The organism is Actinoplanes flavus (assembly GCF_017592555.1).
GTDB lineage: Bacteria > Actinomycetota > Actinomycetes > Mycobacteriales > Micromonosporaceae > Actinoplanes > Actinoplanes flavus.
This window is the reverse complement of sequence record NZ_JAGFNS010000019.1, coordinates 1-16,965: the sequence shown is the minus strand read 5'-3', so window position 1 is coordinate 16,965 and position 16,965 is coordinate 1. Positions and strand designations below refer to the sequence as shown.

Annotated in this window: 18 protein-coding genes; 11 read left to right on the top strand and 7 right to left on the bottom strand. The window is 71.8% G+C overall.

Translation table 11 applies throughout. From position 1 onward, the window contains the following. Nucleotides 1-18 precede the first annotated feature (18 nt). Nucleotides 19-687 carry a hypothetical protein gene (locus tag J5X75_RS26795; protein ID WP_208470275.1) on the bottom strand — a complete coding sequence of 223 codons (669 nt, stop codon included), beginning with the start codon at nucleotides 685-687 and terminating at the stop codon, nucleotides 19-21. A gap of 372 nt (nucleotides 688-1,059) precedes the next feature. On the opposite strand from J5X75_RS26795, the gene J5X75_RS26790 reads away from it, so the two are divergent. Next, complete coding sequence (locus tag J5X75_RS26790; protein WP_307798273.1) at nucleotides 1,060-2,124, top strand: TIGR04013 family B12-binding domain/radical SAM domain-containing protein; 1,065 nt, start codon at nucleotides 1,060-1,062, stop codon at nucleotides 2,122-2,124. Between the two features lie 77 nt (nucleotides 2,125-2,201). Here J5X75_RS26790 and J5X75_RS26785 read toward each other — a convergent pair whose 3' ends face one another. Both J5X75_RS26785 and J5X75_RS26780 read right to left on the bottom strand, forming a co-directional pair. After that, nucleotides 2,202-2,771 carry an NAD(P)H-dependent oxidoreductase gene (locus J5X75_RS26785; protein ID WP_208470274.1) on the bottom strand — a complete coding sequence of 190 codons (570 nt, stop codon included), beginning with the start codon at nucleotides 2,769-2,771 and terminating at the stop codon, nucleotides 2,202-2,204. After that, a complete protein-coding gene (locus J5X75_RS26780; protein WP_208470273.1) occupies nucleotides 2,768-4,126 on the bottom strand; it encodes a DedA family protein in 1,359 nt (452 codons plus the stop codon). Before J5X75_RS26780 ends, J5X75_RS26785 begins: the two co-directional genes overlap by 4 nt. A 171-nt stretch (nucleotides 4,127-4,297) precedes the next feature. Between J5X75_RS26780 and J5X75_RS26775 the strand changes: the two genes are divergently transcribed. Beyond that, complete coding sequence (locus tag J5X75_RS26775) at nucleotides 4,298-4,900, top strand: holin (RefSeq protein ID WP_208470272.1); 603 nt, start codon at nucleotides 4,298-4,300, stop codon at nucleotides 4,898-4,900. On the opposite strand, the gene J5X75_RS26770 is transcribed toward J5X75_RS26775, so the two are convergent. Then, nucleotides 4,823-5,992: a 4-hydroxybenzoate 3-monooxygenase gene (locus J5X75_RS26770; RefSeq protein WP_208470271.1), complete on the bottom strand. Its 1,170-nt coding sequence runs from the start codon at nucleotides 5,990-5,992 to the stop codon at nucleotides 4,823-4,825. The two genes, J5X75_RS26775 and J5X75_RS26770, sit on opposite strands and share 78 nt — an antisense overlap. 40 nt (nucleotides 5,993-6,032) lie before the next feature. Continuing rightward, nucleotides 6,033-6,782 carry an IclR family transcriptional regulator gene (locus J5X75_RS26765; RefSeq protein ID WP_208470270.1) on the bottom strand — a complete coding sequence of 250 codons (750 nt, stop codon included), beginning with the start codon at nucleotides 6,780-6,782 and terminating at the stop codon, nucleotides 6,033-6,035. Between the two features lie 74 nt (nucleotides 6,783-6,856). On the opposite strand from J5X75_RS26765, the gene pcaH reads away from it, so the two are divergent. The 7 genes from pcaH to J5X75_RS26730 all read left to right on the top strand — a co-directional run bounded on the left by pcaH (nucleotide 6,857) and on the right by J5X75_RS26730 (nucleotide 13,041). Beyond that, nucleotides 6,857-7,606 (top strand): protocatechuate 3,4-dioxygenase subunit beta, encoded by a 750-nt coding sequence (pcaH, locus tag J5X75_RS26760; protein WP_208470415.1) that lies wholly within the window; start codon nucleotides 6,857-6,859, stop codon nucleotides 7,604-7,606. Then, complete coding sequence (pcaG, locus tag J5X75_RS26755) at nucleotides 7,603-8,166, top strand: protocatechuate 3,4-dioxygenase subunit alpha (protein ID WP_208470269.1); 564 nt, start codon at nucleotides 7,603-7,605, stop codon at nucleotides 8,164-8,166. The genes pcaH and pcaG overlap by 4 nt, the downstream gene beginning before the upstream one ends. 64 nt (nucleotides 8,167-8,230) lie before the next feature. Then, complete coding sequence (locus J5X75_RS26750; RefSeq protein ID WP_208470268.1) at nucleotides 8,231-9,466, top strand: lyase family protein; 1,236 nt, start codon at nucleotides 8,231-8,233, stop codon at nucleotides 9,464-9,466. Then, nucleotides 9,460-10,584: a bifunctional 3-oxoadipate enol-lactonase/4-carboxymuconolactone decarboxylase PcaDC gene (pcaDC, locus tag J5X75_RS46565; RefSeq protein ID WP_208470267.1), complete on the top strand. Its 1,125-nt coding sequence runs from the start codon at nucleotides 9,460-9,462 to the stop codon at nucleotides 10,582-10,584. The genes J5X75_RS26750 and pcaDC overlap by 7 nt, the downstream gene beginning before the upstream one ends. Next, complete coding sequence (locus J5X75_RS26740) at nucleotides 10,581-11,759, top strand: thiolase family protein (protein ID WP_208470266.1); 1,179 nt, start codon at nucleotides 10,581-10,583, stop codon at nucleotides 11,757-11,759. Before pcaDC ends, J5X75_RS26740 begins: the two co-directional genes overlap by 4 nt. Next, entirely contained in the window at nucleotides 11,756-12,418 is a 663-nt protein-coding gene (locus J5X75_RS26735; RefSeq protein WP_208470265.1) for a 3-oxoacid CoA-transferase subunit A, read from the top strand. Before J5X75_RS26740 ends, J5X75_RS26735 begins: the two co-directional genes overlap by 4 nt. Continuing rightward, nucleotides 12,415-13,041 (top strand): 3-oxoacid CoA-transferase subunit B, encoded by a 627-nt coding sequence (locus J5X75_RS26730; protein WP_208470264.1) that lies wholly within the window; start codon nucleotides 12,415-12,417, stop codon nucleotides 13,039-13,041. The genes J5X75_RS26735 and J5X75_RS26730 overlap by 4 nt, the downstream gene beginning before the upstream one ends. A gap of 194 nt (nucleotides 13,042-13,235) precedes the next feature. On the opposite strand, the gene J5X75_RS26725 is transcribed toward J5X75_RS26730, so the two are convergent. Further along, nucleotides 13,236-13,976, bottom strand: coding sequence for an SLOG cluster 4 domain-containing protein (locus J5X75_RS26725; protein ID WP_208470263.1), 741 nt, complete (start codon nucleotides 13,974-13,976; stop codon nucleotides 13,236-13,238). Nucleotides 13,977-14,289: 313 nt separating this feature from the next. On the opposite strand from J5X75_RS26725, the gene J5X75_RS26720 reads away from it, so the two are divergent. Continuing rightward, nucleotides 14,290-14,727 (top strand): hypothetical protein, encoded by a 438-nt coding sequence (locus J5X75_RS26720; protein WP_208470262.1) that lies wholly within the window; start codon nucleotides 14,290-14,292, stop codon nucleotides 14,725-14,727. Between the two features lie 175 nt (nucleotides 14,728-14,902). On the opposite strand, the gene J5X75_RS26715 is transcribed toward J5X75_RS26720, so the two are convergent. Next, a complete protein-coding gene (locus tag J5X75_RS26715; RefSeq protein ID WP_307798272.1) occupies nucleotides 14,903-15,979 on the bottom strand; it encodes a lytic polysaccharide monooxygenase in 1,077 nt (358 codons plus the stop codon). Between the two features lie 226 nt (nucleotides 15,980-16,205). Between J5X75_RS26715 and J5X75_RS26710 the strand changes: the two genes are divergently transcribed. Continuing rightward, entirely contained in the window at nucleotides 16,206-16,775 is a 570-nt protein-coding gene (locus tag J5X75_RS26710) for a DUF2087 domain-containing protein (RefSeq protein WP_208470260.1), read from the top strand. The last annotated feature ends 190 nt before the right edge of the window (nucleotides 16,776-16,965 follow it).

The window sequence follows — 16,965 nt, the reverse complement described above, 5'->3', positions numbered from 1 at the left end:
CGCCGGCCCACGACGTCATCAACGAGTGACCGGGTCGGCCCAGGTCGCCCGTAGGAGGCCGACCAGACCGATGCTCGCGGATCGCTGCGCCGCCGACAGGCGCGACTCGGCGGCCCGCATGTCATCGGCGAGAGCAGCGGCGGTGGCGGCCGTCTGCCGAGCCTCTTCCTCGGCCCGTGCCGCGGCGGCCGCGGCCTGCTCGTAGCGTCGCTGGGACTCGAGCACCCGCGATTCCCACCCGAGCGGCACCGCGGCGGGGGTCTGCGTGGATTCCACCGTGGTGTGAGCGTGCCGCCAGATCAGGTTGAGTTCGCCAACGGACAGCTGTCCACGCTGGTATGCGTTCAGAGCCGCGCGCTGCACGAGCTGACGAGGTCGGCCGGCCGTTTCGGCCTGCCTGAGCACCTGCCGGTGGCGCAGCTCCGCGATGTCGCGTGTCGTGGCTGCCCACAGGGCCCGGTCATGTGCCTGGTCGGCCTCGTCCAGCGCCCGCTGCGCTGCCGCGGTGGCCAACTCGACGTCGGCAGCCACCACGTCCACCTCATCGGTGATGAACACCGACCCGCCGTGTTCCGCCTGGCTGTCGATGAGTTCGCGTTGACGGCGGGCAGCGATCCCCAGCAGTACCACAGCCAGCAGCAAGGCGGCCTGAACCGAGCTGAAGATGAACATGGCAATCGTCGGCACCGCTGTCCCTTTCCGCCGTCTCGCGAATGGTTTCATGCTCCGCTCTACCGCGTTGCTGCCCTCGAACGGCGTATGGCGAAACATGCCCCATGGGACAGCGGGAAACACCTCGGATGGCCGTCTCGATGCGCACCGCGTCCGCCGAGTGTCGCCGCCTGGCTGCTGATCGCCGGCCACTGCACCCGGCGGCGAGGCCGAGTGGCGGTTCGGGGAGAGCGTCGAGGAGACGGCCCGTCACATCCGTGAGGCGGGCGACGTCCGTACCCTCGTGCTCTGGTCGTTCTATTCGCCAGATGCCGCCGCTCTCGCGGAGGAGCTGAGCCAGATCCGGGCGTTGGCGGATGGCCCGAACGTGACGCATCTGGCCGGGGAGTGCACGCCACCGCGGAGCCGGTGCAGACGCTGGACGCGGGCTGGGACATGGCGGTGATCGGCGAGGGCGAGTCGACCCTGGTCAGCCTGGTCGACGCGAAGGGTGACCCGACTGGGATCACCGGTTTGGCCTACCGCGACGCGACCGGCAATGTGAAGAGGACTGGCAAAGCCAAGCAGCGCGACCTCAACGACTTCCCGGGCTTCGCCCTCAAGTGGGACAAGTTCAACGCCCTCGAAATCACGAGCGGCTGCATCTATGCGTGCCGATTTTGCCAAACGCCCTTTATGTTCTCGGCGAAGTTCCGCCACCGGAGCGTGGAGAACGTTCGGTGGCATGTCGACCAGATGCGGGCTCGTGGGCTGCGGGACGTCCGGTTCATCACGCCGACCGCGCTGAGTTACGGCAGTCAGACGGACGAGCCGAATCTCGACGCGGTGGAGGAGTTGCTGGCGTCGTGCCGGGAGGGGATCGGGCCGAACGGGCGGGTCTTCTTCGGGTCGTTCCCGAGTGAGATCCGGCCGGAGCACGTCAGCCGGGAGGCCCTGCGGCTGGTGAAGAAGTACTGCGACAACAACAACATCATCGTGGGCGCCCAGTCCGGGTCCGACCGGGTTCTCGACGCGGCCAAGCGGGGGCACGGCGTCGAGGAGGTGAAGCGGGCCGCCCGGCTCGGGATCGAGGAGGGCTTCCGGATCAACGTCGACATGATCTTCGGGATGCCGGGGGAGAGCCGGGACGACGTCGACGACTCGCTGGCCCTGGCACGCGAGCTGGCCGACCTCGGCGCCCGGATTCACGCGCACACCTTCATGCCGCTGCCCGGCACCCCGTGGCGGGACGCCCCGCCCGGCGACGTCGACCCGGAGACGATCCGTGAGGTGGACCGGCTGTCGCGGCGCGGTGCCCTCTACGGCCACTGGCAGAAGCAGCGCGACCACGCGGCCCGGCTGGCGGCCGCCGCGGAGGCGTATCCCCGTCCGGGCCGCAGCCGCACGATCCTCCCCACCGTGAGCACCGCGCCGGCCCCGGCGAAACCCACCGACGGCTGCGCGACCTGCTGAAACCCGCCGCTCAGAAGAGCGGGATCAGCGGAAGCGAGGAAGAGGGGGCGATAAAGAGGGAGCGAGGAAGAGCGGGCTCAGAGGGAGCGAGCCAGCTCGGCGACGCCGGCCAGGTGGGCGGCCTTCATCGACGCCCACCCGGCGGGGTCGCTTCCGGCCAGGACCGACCCGCCCAGCACGACGAAGTCGGACGACGACGCCCGCGCGCCGATCCGGTCGTCGACCATGGTGGTCCGCATGGCCTGGTGGACGCCGGATTTCTCCAGCTCGGCGACGGTGTGGCCGGCGGTGCAGAGCACGACGGCCCGCCGGGCCACCCGCCCCCACCCGGGCTTGTAGGCCCACCCGACCGTCCACACCCGGTCGAACCAGCCTTTCAGCATGGCCGGGCAGTCCGCCCACCACACCGGGTAGACGAACGCCCACACCTCGGCCGCGTCGAGCAGCTTGTGCTCCGCGGCCACGTCGGAGGGCACGGGAGCGGAGGCCGGCCGCGCGTACTCGGTGGCGCTCAGGACCGGCTGGAAACCGGACCCATAGAGATCCGAGACGGTGTACGACGAAAGCCCGCCGACGAACGCGTCCAGCACCTCCCGGGTGAAGCTTCCCGGGTCGGGATGGGCGTAGACGACATGAACCGGGCTCACGCCGTGGATTCTGACAGGACGGCCGGCTCCGGCCGGGGTTCGGGGGTGCCGCCGTCGGCCCGGCTGGACCAGACGGCCGCGTTGACGGCGGCCCAGGCGACGCCGAGGATCACCGCGGCCACGGTCACGCTGGTGTCGCTCCAGTTCAGGTAGACCCACGAGCCGGCGCAGACCAGGGTGTACCCGGTCGCCAGCGTCCAGACGGCGACCCGCCATTTCCACGGCAGCCCGCGCACGACCAGCCAGGCGAGCAGCCCGGCCGCGGCCGCCACCTGCGCGGTCTGCCCGGCCGGCATGCTGTGGACCGCGATCAGCTGGGCGTCCAGGGGCAGTGATCCGTCGAGTTCGCCGGCCGGCGGGAACGGGATGTCGCCGGTGGTCCGCCGGCCCGGGTCGGCGGTGGCCGCGAGCACGACGGCGAGGACGACGGCCGGCAGGATCGGGCCGAGCACCTCCGGGAAGAAGGCTCGCAGGTCGAATCCGCGCCAGCACCACCGGACCAGGGCGATGACCAGGGCCAGGATCACCAGGATCTCGGGGACCAGGGAGGTGGCGATCTGGAGGGCGGCGAAGTAGCCGTCGGAGGTCCACTGGGTCCGGGCCCAGGCGGCCACCGTCTCGTCGACCGCGGCCAGCCCGCTGAACCGGACCACCGGCGGGATCACCGCGATCAGCAGGAACGCGAGTGCGACGAGCAGGACGAGGCTCACCACCGTGGCGGTGCCGGCCGGCAGTGGTTTCGGACGGAAACGGCGCGCGATCGCGCGTACCGGATCGGGGTGTCGTCCGAACCAGCGGCCCGCCAGCGTCAGACCGAGAACGAGCACCGTCAGGGCGGCCAGCGCGCCCGCGGCGCGCCCGGCGCGCGCCGCGAGCACATCGTAGGAGGCTCCGGCCGCGTAGCTCGCGCCGACCATCCACAGGGCCCAGAGAATCGCCGCCGGCGTGTGCCAGGCCATGAAGACCTTGCGGGGTACGCCGTTGCGCGCGGCCAGGCGCGGCATCAGGGTGCGTGCCCCCACCACCCATTGGCCGAGGAAGACGGCCCGCCCGCCGTGCCGGTGGAAGAGTTTCTCGGCGCGGTCCCAGGCGCGCTGTTTCCCACCCGCCGGTGCGGTTCCGGCCCGCCAGTAGGCGATGTTGCCGCCGATCACCGCGGCCGCGACCGCGGTGGCTAGGGCCGGGACGACCGGTACGACGCCGGCGTTGGCGAGCAGGCCCATCGCGACGAGGGCGGTGGCGGCCGGCAGCACCAGCCCGGCGAGCAGTGCCGTCTCGGCGGTGACCAGTACGCCGACGACGAGACAGACGAGTGCCCACGGCAAGCCGCCGAGCAGGTCGTTGAGCCACCGCATCGATCGAATCCCCCAGGTTTGGCCGGCAATGTGGACGCTATGGCAAAGACCGTAGCGGGGGATCGGTGATGGTCCTTAGGGCTTCACCGATATCTCTTGCGGGGTGGGATGCGGCGAACTAATCCGTTCAGCTGATTCCCACCGATCTATCAAGCGAGAACCGTCGATGTCATGACACAGGTTGTGCCCAAGTGGCGTGCAGTTTTACTCGATTTTCTGGAGCGGGCCGGCTGGTCCGCCGGACAGGTGTTCATCGCGACGTTGCTGGCCGGCGGCATCAGCTCGGTCACCGAGCTGCCATGGAAGTACTCGGTGACCATCGCGATCGGCGCGTTCGTCTCCTCGGTGATCCTCACCGGGGTGCAGTACCTGTCGAAGATGACCAATCTGGCCTTCTGGCCCGACCTGCTGGTCCGGCTCGCGAAGACGTTCCTGTCGTCGCTGGCCGGCTCGATGACGGCGGGCGTCTTCGACGTCACCGCCTTCGACTGGGAGGCCGCGCTGAACGTGGCGTTCCTGGCCACCGTGGCGTCGCTGGCGAAGGGCCTGCTGGCCCGGGAGCCGGCCGCGCCGAACGGGCAGGTCCCGCCCGGCGCCAGCCCGTCCACGCTGCCGACCGGCACCTACCGGGAGGCCGTCGACCACGCTCCGGCGCCGCCGACCATCGCGGCCACCGACCCGCCCGAGGGTGCCGCGTCAGTACCCGATGGGAAGTCCGGCGTAGTTCTCGGCGAGGCCGGTGGCTCCGGCCCGGCTGCCGGCGACCCAGCGTAGCTGCGAGAGCTGCAACTCGGCGTCGAAGGGGTCGCCCGAGGTGTGCAGCATCGTCGTCATCCACCAGGAGAAGTGGGTGCACCGCCAGACCCGGCGCTGCGCGTCGTCCGAGTAGCGGTCGGCAAGCGCCGGGTTCTTCTCCCGCAGCGACGCGATGAGCGCCCGGCTGAGCAGCGCCACGTCGGCGATCGCCAGGTTGAGGCCCTTGGCGCCGGTCGGCGGGACGATGTGCGCGGCGTCGCCGGCCAGGAACAGGTTGCCGTGCCGCATCGGCGTCTGCACGTAGCTGCGCATCGGCAGGACGCCCTTGTCGGTGATCGGGCCGGGGTTGAGCTTCCAGCCGTTCTGCCCGTGCCCGAGCCGGGTGGACAGTTCCGCCCAGATCCGGTCGTCGGACCAGGACCGCGGGTCGGTGCCGTTGGGGACCTGGAGGTAGAGGCGGCTCACCGTGGCCGACCGCATCGAGTGCAGGGCGAAACCGTTCGGGTGCCAGGCGTAGATCAGCTCGTCGGTGGAGGGGGCCACGTCGGCGAGGATGCCGAACCAGGAGTAGGGGTAGACGCGCTCGAAGACCCGGGGTGAGGGGACCGCCTGCCGGCTGGGCCCGAACGAGCCGTCGCAGCCGGCGATGACAGCGCAGTCCAGGCGCTGGGGCGAACCGGACTCATCGGTGAATGTCACGTATGGCCGGTCCGAGGTGACGTCATGCGGCTCCACGGAGGAGACCTCGTAGTGGATCTCCTGGTCATCGGCCCGGCGGGCGGCGATCAGGTCCTTCTGCACCTCGGTCTGCCCGTAGACCCACACGCTGCGGCCGGTCAGGTCGACGAAGTCCAGGTGGTGCCGCTCGCCCGGCCACTGGAGGTAGATGCCCCGGTGCTGGTCGCCCTCGGCCCGCAGCCGGGCCCCGAGCCCCACCGACTCCAGCAGCTCCACGCTGGAGTGCTCCAGGATGCCGGCCCGGATCCGGGCCGCCACGTACTCCTCGGAGCGGGTCTCGAGGACGACCGATTCGACCCCGCCCTGGGCGAGGAGGTGGGAGAGCAGAAGTCCGGCCGGGCCGGCGCCGATGATGGCGACCTGGGTACGCATGCCCCCAGCGTTCAGTCCCGAACCGCCGGGACACAAGACCCTATTTCCACTGGATGGAAGGATCGCCGGTGAGGGTCCGGCCGATGCCGTGCGCCGCCACCTGGAGGGCGGAGACCAGGCGGGGCAGCTGCCGGCGCAGGTCGGGCACCACCATGCCGAGGGCCGCCACCACGGTGTCGCCGCTGCGCACCGGCACCGCCACCGAACAGGCGCCCAGGCTCATCTCCTCGCCGGTGGTGGAGTAGCCCTCGGCACGGACCCGGCGCAGCTGTTCCAGCAGGCGGGCGGGCTGGGTGACGGTGTACGCGGTGATCCGGGTGAGGTTCTGGAGCACCTCCATGCGGACCTCTTCCGGGGCGTAGGCGAGCAGCACCTTCCCGACCCCGGTGGCGTGCATCGGCAGGCGGGAGCCGACCCGGCTCACCACCGGCACCGAGACGTGCCCGGCCAGGCGTTCCACGTACAGGACCTGGAGACCGTCGCGGACGGCCAGGTGCACGGTGGCGAGGGTGGTTCCGTACAGATCATGCAAAAACGGGGACGCGGCCTGGCGCAGGCCGCTCTGCACCGGCGCGAGCAGCCCGAGCTGCCAGATCCGGCGGCCGATCACGTAGTCGCCGTTCGGCTCGCGGGCCAGCGCACCCCACCGCTGCAACTCGCCGACCAGGCGATGCGCGGTGGCCAGCGGTAGCCCGGCACGGCGCGCCAGCTCGGTCAGGGAGAGGCTGCGGTGCTCGCCGTCGAAGGCCCCGAGGATGGCCAGAGCGCGGGACGTGACAGTGGCCCCCACGGATGCTCCTTCCGCTCAGTGGAAGAAGAGTATCGCCGCGGGCCGGGTTTCCGCCTAGCGTCCGGAGCGTGAACATGGAGTCGTCACAAGCTGACATCAACAGGGAGATCGAGGCGGCGGCCCAGCAGCCGGGCGGACCCCAGCCGAAGATCGACTACGCTCCGTACCGGAGCAGCATCCTCCGGCACCCCCGGCAGCCGGCGCACCTGATCGACCCGGAGGCGGTCGAGCTGTGGGCGCCGGTCTTCGGCCACCGCGACGTCGCCGACGACGAGGCCGACCTGACCATCCAGCACGCCGGCACCCCACTGGGCGAGCGGATCGTGGTCACCGGCCGGGTCCTCGACGGCGACGGCCGCCCGGTCGCCGGTCAGCTCGTCGAGGTGTGGCAGGCCAACGCCGCGGGTCGCTACCGGCACCAGCGCGACCAGCACCCGGCGCCGCACGACCCGAACTTCACCGGGGTGGGCCGGATGCTGACCGGGCCGGACGGGACCTACCGGTTCCAGACCATCAAGCCGGGACCGTACCCGTGGCGCAACCACGTCAACGCGTGGCGGCCCGCCCACATCCACTTCTCGATCTTCGGCACCGACTTCACCCAGCGCCTGGTCACCCAGATGTACTTCCCCGGCGACCCGCTGTTCCCGCTCGACCCGATCTACCAGTCGATCACCGACCCCAAGGCGCGGGAGCTGCTGATCGCCCAGTACGACCACGACGTGACCACCCCGGAGTGGAGCACCGGATACCGCTGGGACATCGTGCTCACCGGCACCCACCGCACTCCGCTGGAGTCCGACACCGAGGAAGAAGTCAAATGAGCGCCGTTCCCGGCCAGACCGTCGGCCCCTTCTTCCACCTGGGGCTGGAGTTCGACGGCATGAACGAACTGGTCCCCCCGTCCCATCCGCGGGCGCTGCGGCTGCACGGCCACGTCTACGACGGCGCCGGCGACCTGGTCCCGGACGCGGTCATCGAGATCTGGCAGGCCGACCCGCAGGGCCACATCCCGCGCCAGCCCGGCTCGCTGCGCCGCGACGGCTGGACCTTCACCGGCTGGGGCCGCGCCGCCACCGGGCCGGACGGGCACTACCAGTTCGCCACCCTGGAACCGGGCGCCACCGAGCCCGGCAAGGCGCCGTTCTTCGCCGTCACGGTCTTCGCTCGCGGCCTGCTCGACCGCCTGTTCACCCGGGCCTACCTGCCGGACGACCCGGACGTGCTGGCCAACGACACCCTCCTCGAATCGGTCGCGCCGGACCGCCGCGCCACGCTCATCGCGCGCCGCGACCCGGACGGCGCCGTCTTCGACATCCGCCTGCAGGGCGAGGGCGAGACGGTCTTCCTCACCTACCCGCGCCTTCGCGACGCATGGGCCTGACGCACGGTTCGTGCCGCGCGTTCCGGGCACTCGGTGGCGAGGAGCAAACCTTGAGGGGTACGCGGTGAGCGATCTGTTGTGGCCCGGAGACGAGCGGGCCGGCGACATCTTCACGGACACGGCCGTGTGTGCGGCCATGGTCCGTGTCGAGGCCGCCTGGCTGGCCGCGCTCGTGCTGCACGGCGTCGCCTCCCCGGACGCCCACGACGACCTGGACGGGCTGATCGGCCCGGACGACACGGCGGCGGTGGCGGCCGGCGCCGAGTCCGGCGGCAATCCGCTCATCCCGCTGCTCGAACTGCTCCGCGAACGGCTCGGAGCCCGCAACCCGGCCGCCGCGTCCTGGCTGCACCGGGGCCTCACCAGCCAGGACGTGGTGGACACCGGGCTGGTGCTGTGCCTGCGCGACGCCGCCGACCGGATCGGCGACGACCTGGCCGCCCAGGCCGCGGTCCTGTCCCGGCTGGCCGGCGAGCACCGGGACACCCCGATGGCCGGCCGGACGCTGACGCAGCATGCCGTACCGATCACCTTCGGTCTCAAAGCCGCCGGCTGGCTGACCGGCGTGCTCGACGCCCGGGACCGCCTGACCGCCGCCTCGGACCTGCCGTTGCAGGTCGGTGGCGCGGTCGGCAGCCTGGCCGCGCCGGTCGCCCTGGCCGGTTCCCCGCTGGTGGTCGCCGACCTGATCGAGACCACCGCGGAAACCCTCGGCCTGCCGGTCCGCGACCCCTGGCACACCGCCCGGGCCCCGCTCACCGGCCTCGCCGACGCGCTGGTGACCTGCACCGACGCGTGGGGGCGGATCGCCAACGACGTGCTCGCCGGTGCCCGGCCGGAGATCCACGAACTGTCCGAGGGCACGGTCGCCGGGCGCGGTGGCTCGTCGGCCATGCCGAACAAGCAGAATCCGGTGCTGTCCGTCCTGGTCAAACGGGCCGCGCTGGCCGCGCCGCCGCTGGCCGCGACGGTGCACGCGGGCGCGGCCGCCGCCGTCGACGAGCGGCCGGACGGCGGCTGGCACGTCGAATGGGCCACCCTGCGCACGCTGGCCCGCCGCACCGTGACGGCCGGCTCGCAGACCGCCGAGCTGCTGGCCGGGCTCCAGGTGGAGACCGCCTGGATGACCGCGAACCTGGCCGCCGCCCGGCCCGGCATCGACGCCGAACAGCGGTCGATCAACCCGGGCGCGGCCTCCGGCGAGCCCTACCCGGGCGCCACCGGCCGGATCATCGACGCCGCGGTCGCGCGCGCGTCCGCCGTACCCCTGAACAAGCGCGGAGAGGGACCAGATTGCTGACCGCGACCATTTTCACCGACGCGCCCGGCAGGCCGTTGCTGCTGCTCGGGCCGTCGGTGGGAACCACCGCCGAGACGCTGTGGGCCCGCTGCGCCGGGCGGCTCTACGGCCACTACCACGTGGTCGGCTGGGACCTGCCCGGCCATGGCCGCAGCGCCCCGGCGACCGGGCCCTACACGATCGCCGACCTGGCCCGGGAGGTGCTGGCGCTGGCCGAGCGGATCCGGCCGGGGGAGGCGTTCGGCTACGCCGGCGACTCGATCGGCGGCGCGGTCGGGCTGCAACTGCTGCTCGACGCGCCCGAGCGGGTGACCGCGGCCGCGCTGCTCTGCACCGGCGCCAAGATCGGCGACGCGCCGCTGTGGCACGACCGGGCGAAACTGGTCCGGGCCGAGGGCATCGAGTCGGTGGTCGCCGGCTCGCGGGAGCGCTGGTTCGCGCCCGGGTTCGCCGACGGCGAACCGCTCATCGAGGCGCTGCGGGCCACCCACGCCGACAGTTACGCGCGGGCGTGCGAGGCGCTGGCCGAGTTCGACGTCCGTGACCGGCTCGCCGAGATCGCGGCCCCGGTGCTGGCGGTGGCCGGCGGGCACGACAAGCCGACCCCGGTCGACAGCCTGGCCGCCATCGCCGGCGGCGTCCTGCACGGCCGCCTGGTGGTCCTCGACGACGTCGCCCACCTGGCCCCCGCCGAGGCGCCCGAGGTCGTCGCCACCCTGCTCGACCAGCACTTCGACGAACTGCGCGCCGCCGGCGTCACGGTCCGGCGGGAGGTGCTCGGGCCGGCGCACGTGGACCGGGCCACCGCCGGGACCACCGCGTTCACCCGCGACTTCCAGGACATGATCACCCGGTACGCGTGGGCCGAGATCTGGACCCGCCCCGGCCTGCACCGGCGGGACCGTTCGCTGATCACCCTGACCGCCCTGATCGCTCTCGGACACCATGAGGAGCTGGCCATGCACGTACGGGCGGCCCGCACCAACGGCCTGTCCGACGACGAGATCAAGGAACTGATCCTGCAGACCGCGATCTACTGTGGCGTTCCCGCCGCCAACACCGCCTTCCGGATCGCCCAGCGCGTCCTGACCGAGCTCGACGAGGAGCAGCACCAGTGACCGATTCGTTCGTCTACGCCGCCACCCGTACCCCGTTCGGCCGCTACTCCGGCGCCCTCGCCGACGTGCGCCCCGACGACCTGGCCGCCACCGCCCTGACCGGCCTGCTCGCCAAGGCGCCCGGCCTGGACCCCGGCCGCATCGACGACGTGTACTGGGGCAACGCCAACGGCGCCGGCGAGGACAACCGCAACGTCGGCCGGATGGCGGTGCTGCTGGCCGGCCTGCCCACCAGCGTCCCGGCGTCGACGGTGAACCGGCTCTGCGGCTCCAGCCTGGACGCCGCGATCATCGGCTCCCGGGCGATCGCCTCCGGGGACGCCGAGATCGTGGTGATCGGCGGCGTCGAGTCGATGACCCGGGCCCCGTGGGTGCTGCCGAAGCCGTCCCGCGCCTTCCCGGCCGGCCACCTGGAGGCGGTCTCCACCACGCTCGGCTGGCGCCTGGTCAACCCGAGGATGCCGGCCGAGTGGACGATCTCGCTGGGCGAGTGCAACGAGCAGCTGGGGGAGAAGTACGGCATCTCCCGCGAGCGGCAGGACGCGTTCGCGGCCCGCTCCCACGTCCTGGCGGCCAAGGCCTGGGCGGAGGGCTTCTACCAGGACCTGACGGTGCCGGTCGGCGACCTCGTGAAGGACGAGGGCATCCGGGCCGACAGCAGCCCCGAGAAGCTCGCGAGCCTCAAGCCGTCGTTCCGGACCGACGGGACCATCACCGCCGGGAACGCGTCACCGCTCAACGACGGCGCCGGGGCCGTGCTGCTCGGCACCGCGGCCGCCGCCTTCCACATCGGCTTCGACCCGATCGCCCGGATCGCCGGCCGCGGCGCGTACGCCCTCGACCCGCAGGACTTCGGGTTCGCCCCGGTCCAGGCCGCCGAGAAGGCACTGCGGCAGGCCGGCATCGGCTGGTCCGACGTCGGTGCGGTCGAGCTCAACGAGGCGTTCGCCGTCCAGTCGCTGGCCTGCGTCGACGCTTGGGGTATCGACCCGGAGATCGTCAACACCCGCGGCGGCGCCATCGCCATCGGCCACCCGCTCGGCGCGTCCGGCGCCCGTATCCTCGGCACCCTCGCCCACGTGCTGCGTGAACGCGACCAGCGCTGGGGCGTCGCGGCCATCTGCATCGGCGTGGGCCAGGCCCTCGCCGTCGTCCTGGAGAACTGCAACCGGTGAAGACTCAGGTGACCGACGCGCTCACCGCGGTCCAGGAGATCAACGACTCCGACACGGTCCTCGTCGGCGGGTTCGGCATGGCCGGGATGCCGGTCGAGCTGATCGACGCGCTGATCGAGCACGGCGCCGGCGACCTCACCATCGTCAGCAACAACGCCGGGAACGGCGACACCGGCCTCGCCGCGCTGATCGCCGCGGGACGCGTACGGAAAATGGTCTGCTCCTTCCCGCGGCAAGCGGACTCCTGGCACTTCGACAGCATGTACCGGGCCGGGAAGATCGAGCTGGAGCTGGTTCCGCAGGGCAACCTGGCCGAGCGGATGCGCGCGGCCGGCGCCGGGATCGGCGCCTTCTACTGCCCGACCGGCGTCGGCACCCCGATCGCCGAGGGCCGGGAGACCCGGGTCATCGACGGCCGCGAGTACGTGCTGGAGTACCCGATCCACGGCGACGTCGCCCTGATCCGCGCGCACGTCGCCGACCGGCTCGGCAACCTGGTCTACCGCAAGACGGCCCGCAACTTCGGCCCGGTGATGGCGACCGCCGCGAAACTGACCATCGCCCAGGTGTCGCGGATCGTCGAGATCGGCGAACTCGACCCGGAGCACATCGTGACCCCCTCCATCTACGTGAACCGTCTCGTGGAGGTGGCCCCTTGAAGATCGATGAGCTCGCCCAGGTCATCGCGGCGGACATCCCCGAGGGCGCCTACGTCAACCTCGGCATCGGCCAGCCCACGTCGATCGCCCGCTATTTGAAACCGGACAGCGGCGTCGTCCTGCACACCGAGAACGGCATGCTCGGCATGGGCGAGGTGGTGCCCGCCGAGGAGGCCGACGTGGACCTCACCAACGCGGGCAAGCAGCCGGTCGCCGAACTGCCCGGCGCCGCCTACTTCCACCACGCCGACAGCTTCGCCATGATGCGCGGCGGCCACCTCGACGTCTGCGTGATGGGCGCCTTCCAGGTGTCCGCCGACGGCGACCTGGCCAACTGGCACACCGGCGCGCCGGACGCCATCCCGGCGGTCGGCGGCGCCATGGACCTCGCGGTCGGCGCCAAGGAGGTCTGGGTGATGATGACCCTCTTCACCAGGACCGGAGCGCCGAAACTGGTCCCGGCCTGCACGTATCCGCTCACCGGCAAGGCCTGCGTCACCCGCGTCTACACCGACGTCGCCACCTTCCTGATCACCCCCGGCGGCGTCCGTGTCCGCGAAACCCACGGTCTCACCGTCGAGGAGCTGGCCACCCGCCTCGACGTGCCCCTGCTGGCGCCCTGAGCCCCACCGGCGGGCGGCGGCTCACCGTCGCGCCCCGCCCGCCGGTAGGTCGACGAGGACGCCGGGACCCCGCCGAAGATCCCGCCGGGCTGCTCCGCTCACGCTCTTCAAAATCATGATCTCGTACGACAGAGCCGCGATCCGCTGCCCACTCCCGCCTGTGCCGCGCCCGCCGGGCTGAGATCGGTGGTCACTCACAGCAGCGAGAACATGGTCTCGACACGAGCCTTGAGGAGCGGATCGATCCGGCCCGACACCCGGATGTCGACGACGCTGCCGCCCGGCTCCCGGGACAGCTCCACCTCCAGTGGTGGGCTGCCCGTCAACGGGTACCGCAGCGGGGAGCCGGCGGCCAGCGCCGCCTCGTCGAGGTGGTCGAAGTCGTACCCGATGAGGCGGCTCAGCTCCGCCAGGAACCGCACCAGGTTCTCCTCGGAGACCCAGTCCTCGACCGTGTCGTCCCGGTGCCGCCGCAGCGCGTGCTCGACGGCGGCCTCCGGAGTGCCGGTGTGGTGGATGCCCGGCACGGGTGTGCCGTCCGCCCCGTGGATCCGCCAGCCGCCGAGCGCGATCACCGGCAGGTCGCCGCGGCGCATGCCGAGGGCGATCTCGCTCAGCGTGCCCCACGAGCCGCCGACGCTGATCAGGGCGTCCGCGCTCCGGACGAGGATCGCGTTGCGGGCCTGCCCCATCCCGGTGACCACGGTCGCCGACAGGTCCGGCGAGGCCCCGGCCCGGCTGTCTCCGGACCACACCCCGACGACCAGCCCGCCCCGGGACCGCGCCCCGGCCGCGACGGCGGCCATCACCCCGGCCCCGCCCCCGCAGAGGACCACCGCCCCCGCCTCGGCGAGCAGCTCCCCGACCCGCCGTGCCTGATCCGCCTCGCCGGGCGTGCACTCCGCCGGCCCGCACACCGCCACCTGAGGTGTCATCGCGCCTCCCGAACACTATCGGGCGCGATGGTATCGCTGGGGCCGTACGGGCGGCCGTTCCACCAGCGTGGCCGCGAGATGGTGCTCGGGCCGCTGAGCCCTGGCCGAGGTCGGTGACATGCTCGGCCTCGCGCCCGCCGAGGCGTTCGACGCCGCCCTGGTGACCGGTGGCCTGCCGCTGATCGGTGCCGCGTGACGCCCGGACGCCGATCTCGGGGACTTCCTCGCCGCCGAGCTCCCGGTCTCCACCCGGCCCACGAAGGAGCGGCGTTACCGGGTCACCGACCCGTACCTGCGGTTCTGGCCGACCTTCGTGCGGCCGTACCTGCCGGAGATCGAGCGGCTCCGCGGGGACATCACCCTCGAACGGGTTCGGACCGGCTGGGCGAGCTGGCGAGGGCGGGCGGTCGAGCCGCTGCTGCGGGAGTCGCTGGCCCGGCTGCTGCCGGCCGGACTCCTGCCCTCGGTGCCCGTGGTCGGGGCCTACGGGACCAGGTCGAACAGCGTGGGAATCGACGTCGTCGGCGCCGACCGGGAGCCGCTCGCCCGGGAACCGCACTTCCTCGGGTCGGTCAAGTGGCTGGAACGGTCCGCCTTCGACGAGGACGATCTGCTCGCGTTGCAGCGGCACCGGGCCGCCGTCACCGACGAACCGGTGCCGCTGCTGGCGATCAGCCGCGGTGGGGTGACCGCGGCGGGGTTGCATGCCGCCTTCGGGCCGGAGGAACTGCTGACGGCCTGGCGGCGGTGACGGGAGCGGGTGGGGCGCCCGCGCTTCCCGTCGTGGAGTCACAGCACGTACGTGGACGGAGCCGAACCACGCGGGTGTTGCCTGCCTCCGTTTCTGGGGGACGGGGGGACGGTCAGATCATTGGGAGCGCTCCCATTGACGGCACTGTAACAAAGATGAATGCCGATGCATAGGGTCAGGTGGTGGCCGCGCAGGTGAGCGTCGGCGTGACCGCCGTGCCCGAGCCGAGGAAGCCGAACGTCGTGCTTCCGCCGGCGGCCAGGTTGCCGTTGTACGACGCGTTCGTCGCCACGGCCGTGCTGCCGTTGGTGGTCAGGCTCGCGCTCCAGACCTGCTGGATCGGTGACGTGCCCGGGTAGGTCAGCGTCACGGTCCAGCCCTTCACCGCGGAGCCGCCCGCGGTCACCTTGACCTCACCCTGGTAGCCGCCCGACCACTGCGACGTCACCGTGTGGGTGGCGGCGCACGAGCCGGTCACCGGCGGGTTCGAGGTGCTCGGCGACACCGACGGCGAGACCGACGGGGACACCGAGGCCGACGGCGACGTCGACGGCGAGCTGGACGGCGACGTCGACGGCGAACTGGTGGCGCCGCCGAAGTTCACGTCACTGCAGAAGTAGTACGACTGGTCCGAGTGGCTGGCCTGCCAGATGGTGTAGAGCATGGCCCGCCCGGACCGCCCGGACACGCTGGCCGGGATGTCGATCTGGACGCCGTTGGTCAGCTGGTGCGTCCACTGTGCCGCCGGTGTGTTCGGCACCGTGGTGAGCAGTTGCAGATCGGACCACTTGAGGGCGGTGGTCACCGGATTGAAGCCGGCTCTGGTCACGTAGACCCGGATGTAGTCGGCGCCGTGCCGCGCCCCGTCGAACAGCTTGACCGTGAACGAGTTGCCGATCGACGTGGCCTTCCAGTCGCCGATCGCGTCCATGGCGTTGTACCGGCCGCTCTCGGTGTGCCCGGCGCTGCACAGCTGGCCGTCCGGGATGGCGGTCTCGTGCTGGCCGGCGACACCCTCCCGGTAGAGGCCGTTCCAGTTCCACATGGCGTTCGGGTTGGCCTGCCAGGCCTGCCAGCACATCGGATCCTGGGTGGCCATGGCCGGGTTCTGGAAGTCCGAACCCCATCGCTCGAAACAGCCGTAGTTGCGCGACGCCGGGCCGGTGACGTTGCCGTGCGCGGCGGCGGGGCCGGTCTGCACGGCGAGGGCCGCGAGCGAGGCGGCCAGGGCCGCCACCACGGCACTGATCAAAAACCTTATGCGTACGGATGTAAGCATGTGAACTCAGCACTCCTGAGCTCGGGACTGTCACGCGTCGGCGCGACAGGTCTGCCTGCGGGGGAATCGCGGAAGCTGCCCATGCGTCCGCGCCGCGTGGCTCCGGCGGCGTGCTGTGGCCACAGCCTCGCCCAGTGATCGAGATAAGTCAATGAGAAATTCGGGTGCCGGCGGTTCCGGCCGTGCCTACGGTGAGGGGATGTCCGTACCCGCCGCGCACGCCTCCGGGCTTCTCCTGCTGCTGTCCCACCCGGCCCGGTTGCGGGCCTTCGCCGAACTGGTCCGGCACGGCCGGGACGGCTGCACCATCGCCGAGATGTCCATCCACCTGGATCTGCCGAAACCGGAGGTGGGCGAGCTGCTCGGCCGGCTGGTCGGCGCGGGCGTCGCCACCGGCACCGGCGACGGCATCTACCGCGCCGTGGCCGACGTGTTGCGCGAGGCCGCCCAGGCGCTCGACCGGGCCCAGCCGATCGCCCCGCTCCTGCGGGAGTACCCACAGCTCAAACCGTTCTTCTCGCACGGCCGGCTGACCAGCCTGCCGCCCACCCTGAGCGACCGCTACCAGCAGGCGGCCGAGTTGTTCGCCCGCTTCCTCGCCGTCGACGGCGTCCTGACCGAGTCCGAGGTGAACCACCGCATCGCGGCGGCCGCCGACGACGTTGCCGCGGTCCGCCGCATGCTGGTCGAGTCGGGCTGGCTGGAACGCGACCGGGCCGGCACCTCCTACGGTTCCGGCCGCATCCTCCCCGCCCTCAACAACGCCTGACCCGTCCCCACCACAGTCCCCCCGAAGCAGCTCCCCAAGATCCAGCTGGCTCCCAGTGCTGTCTCAGAGGGTGTTCCGTGAGCTTTTGACTGTTTTGCTGCTGGGGCGGGGTTAGGTGCCCTGATGGGTAGGGCTGGCGGTTGAGACTGGCGCAAGGCTGAAGGTGCCGGGTGGGCCTTCGGTCAGCACG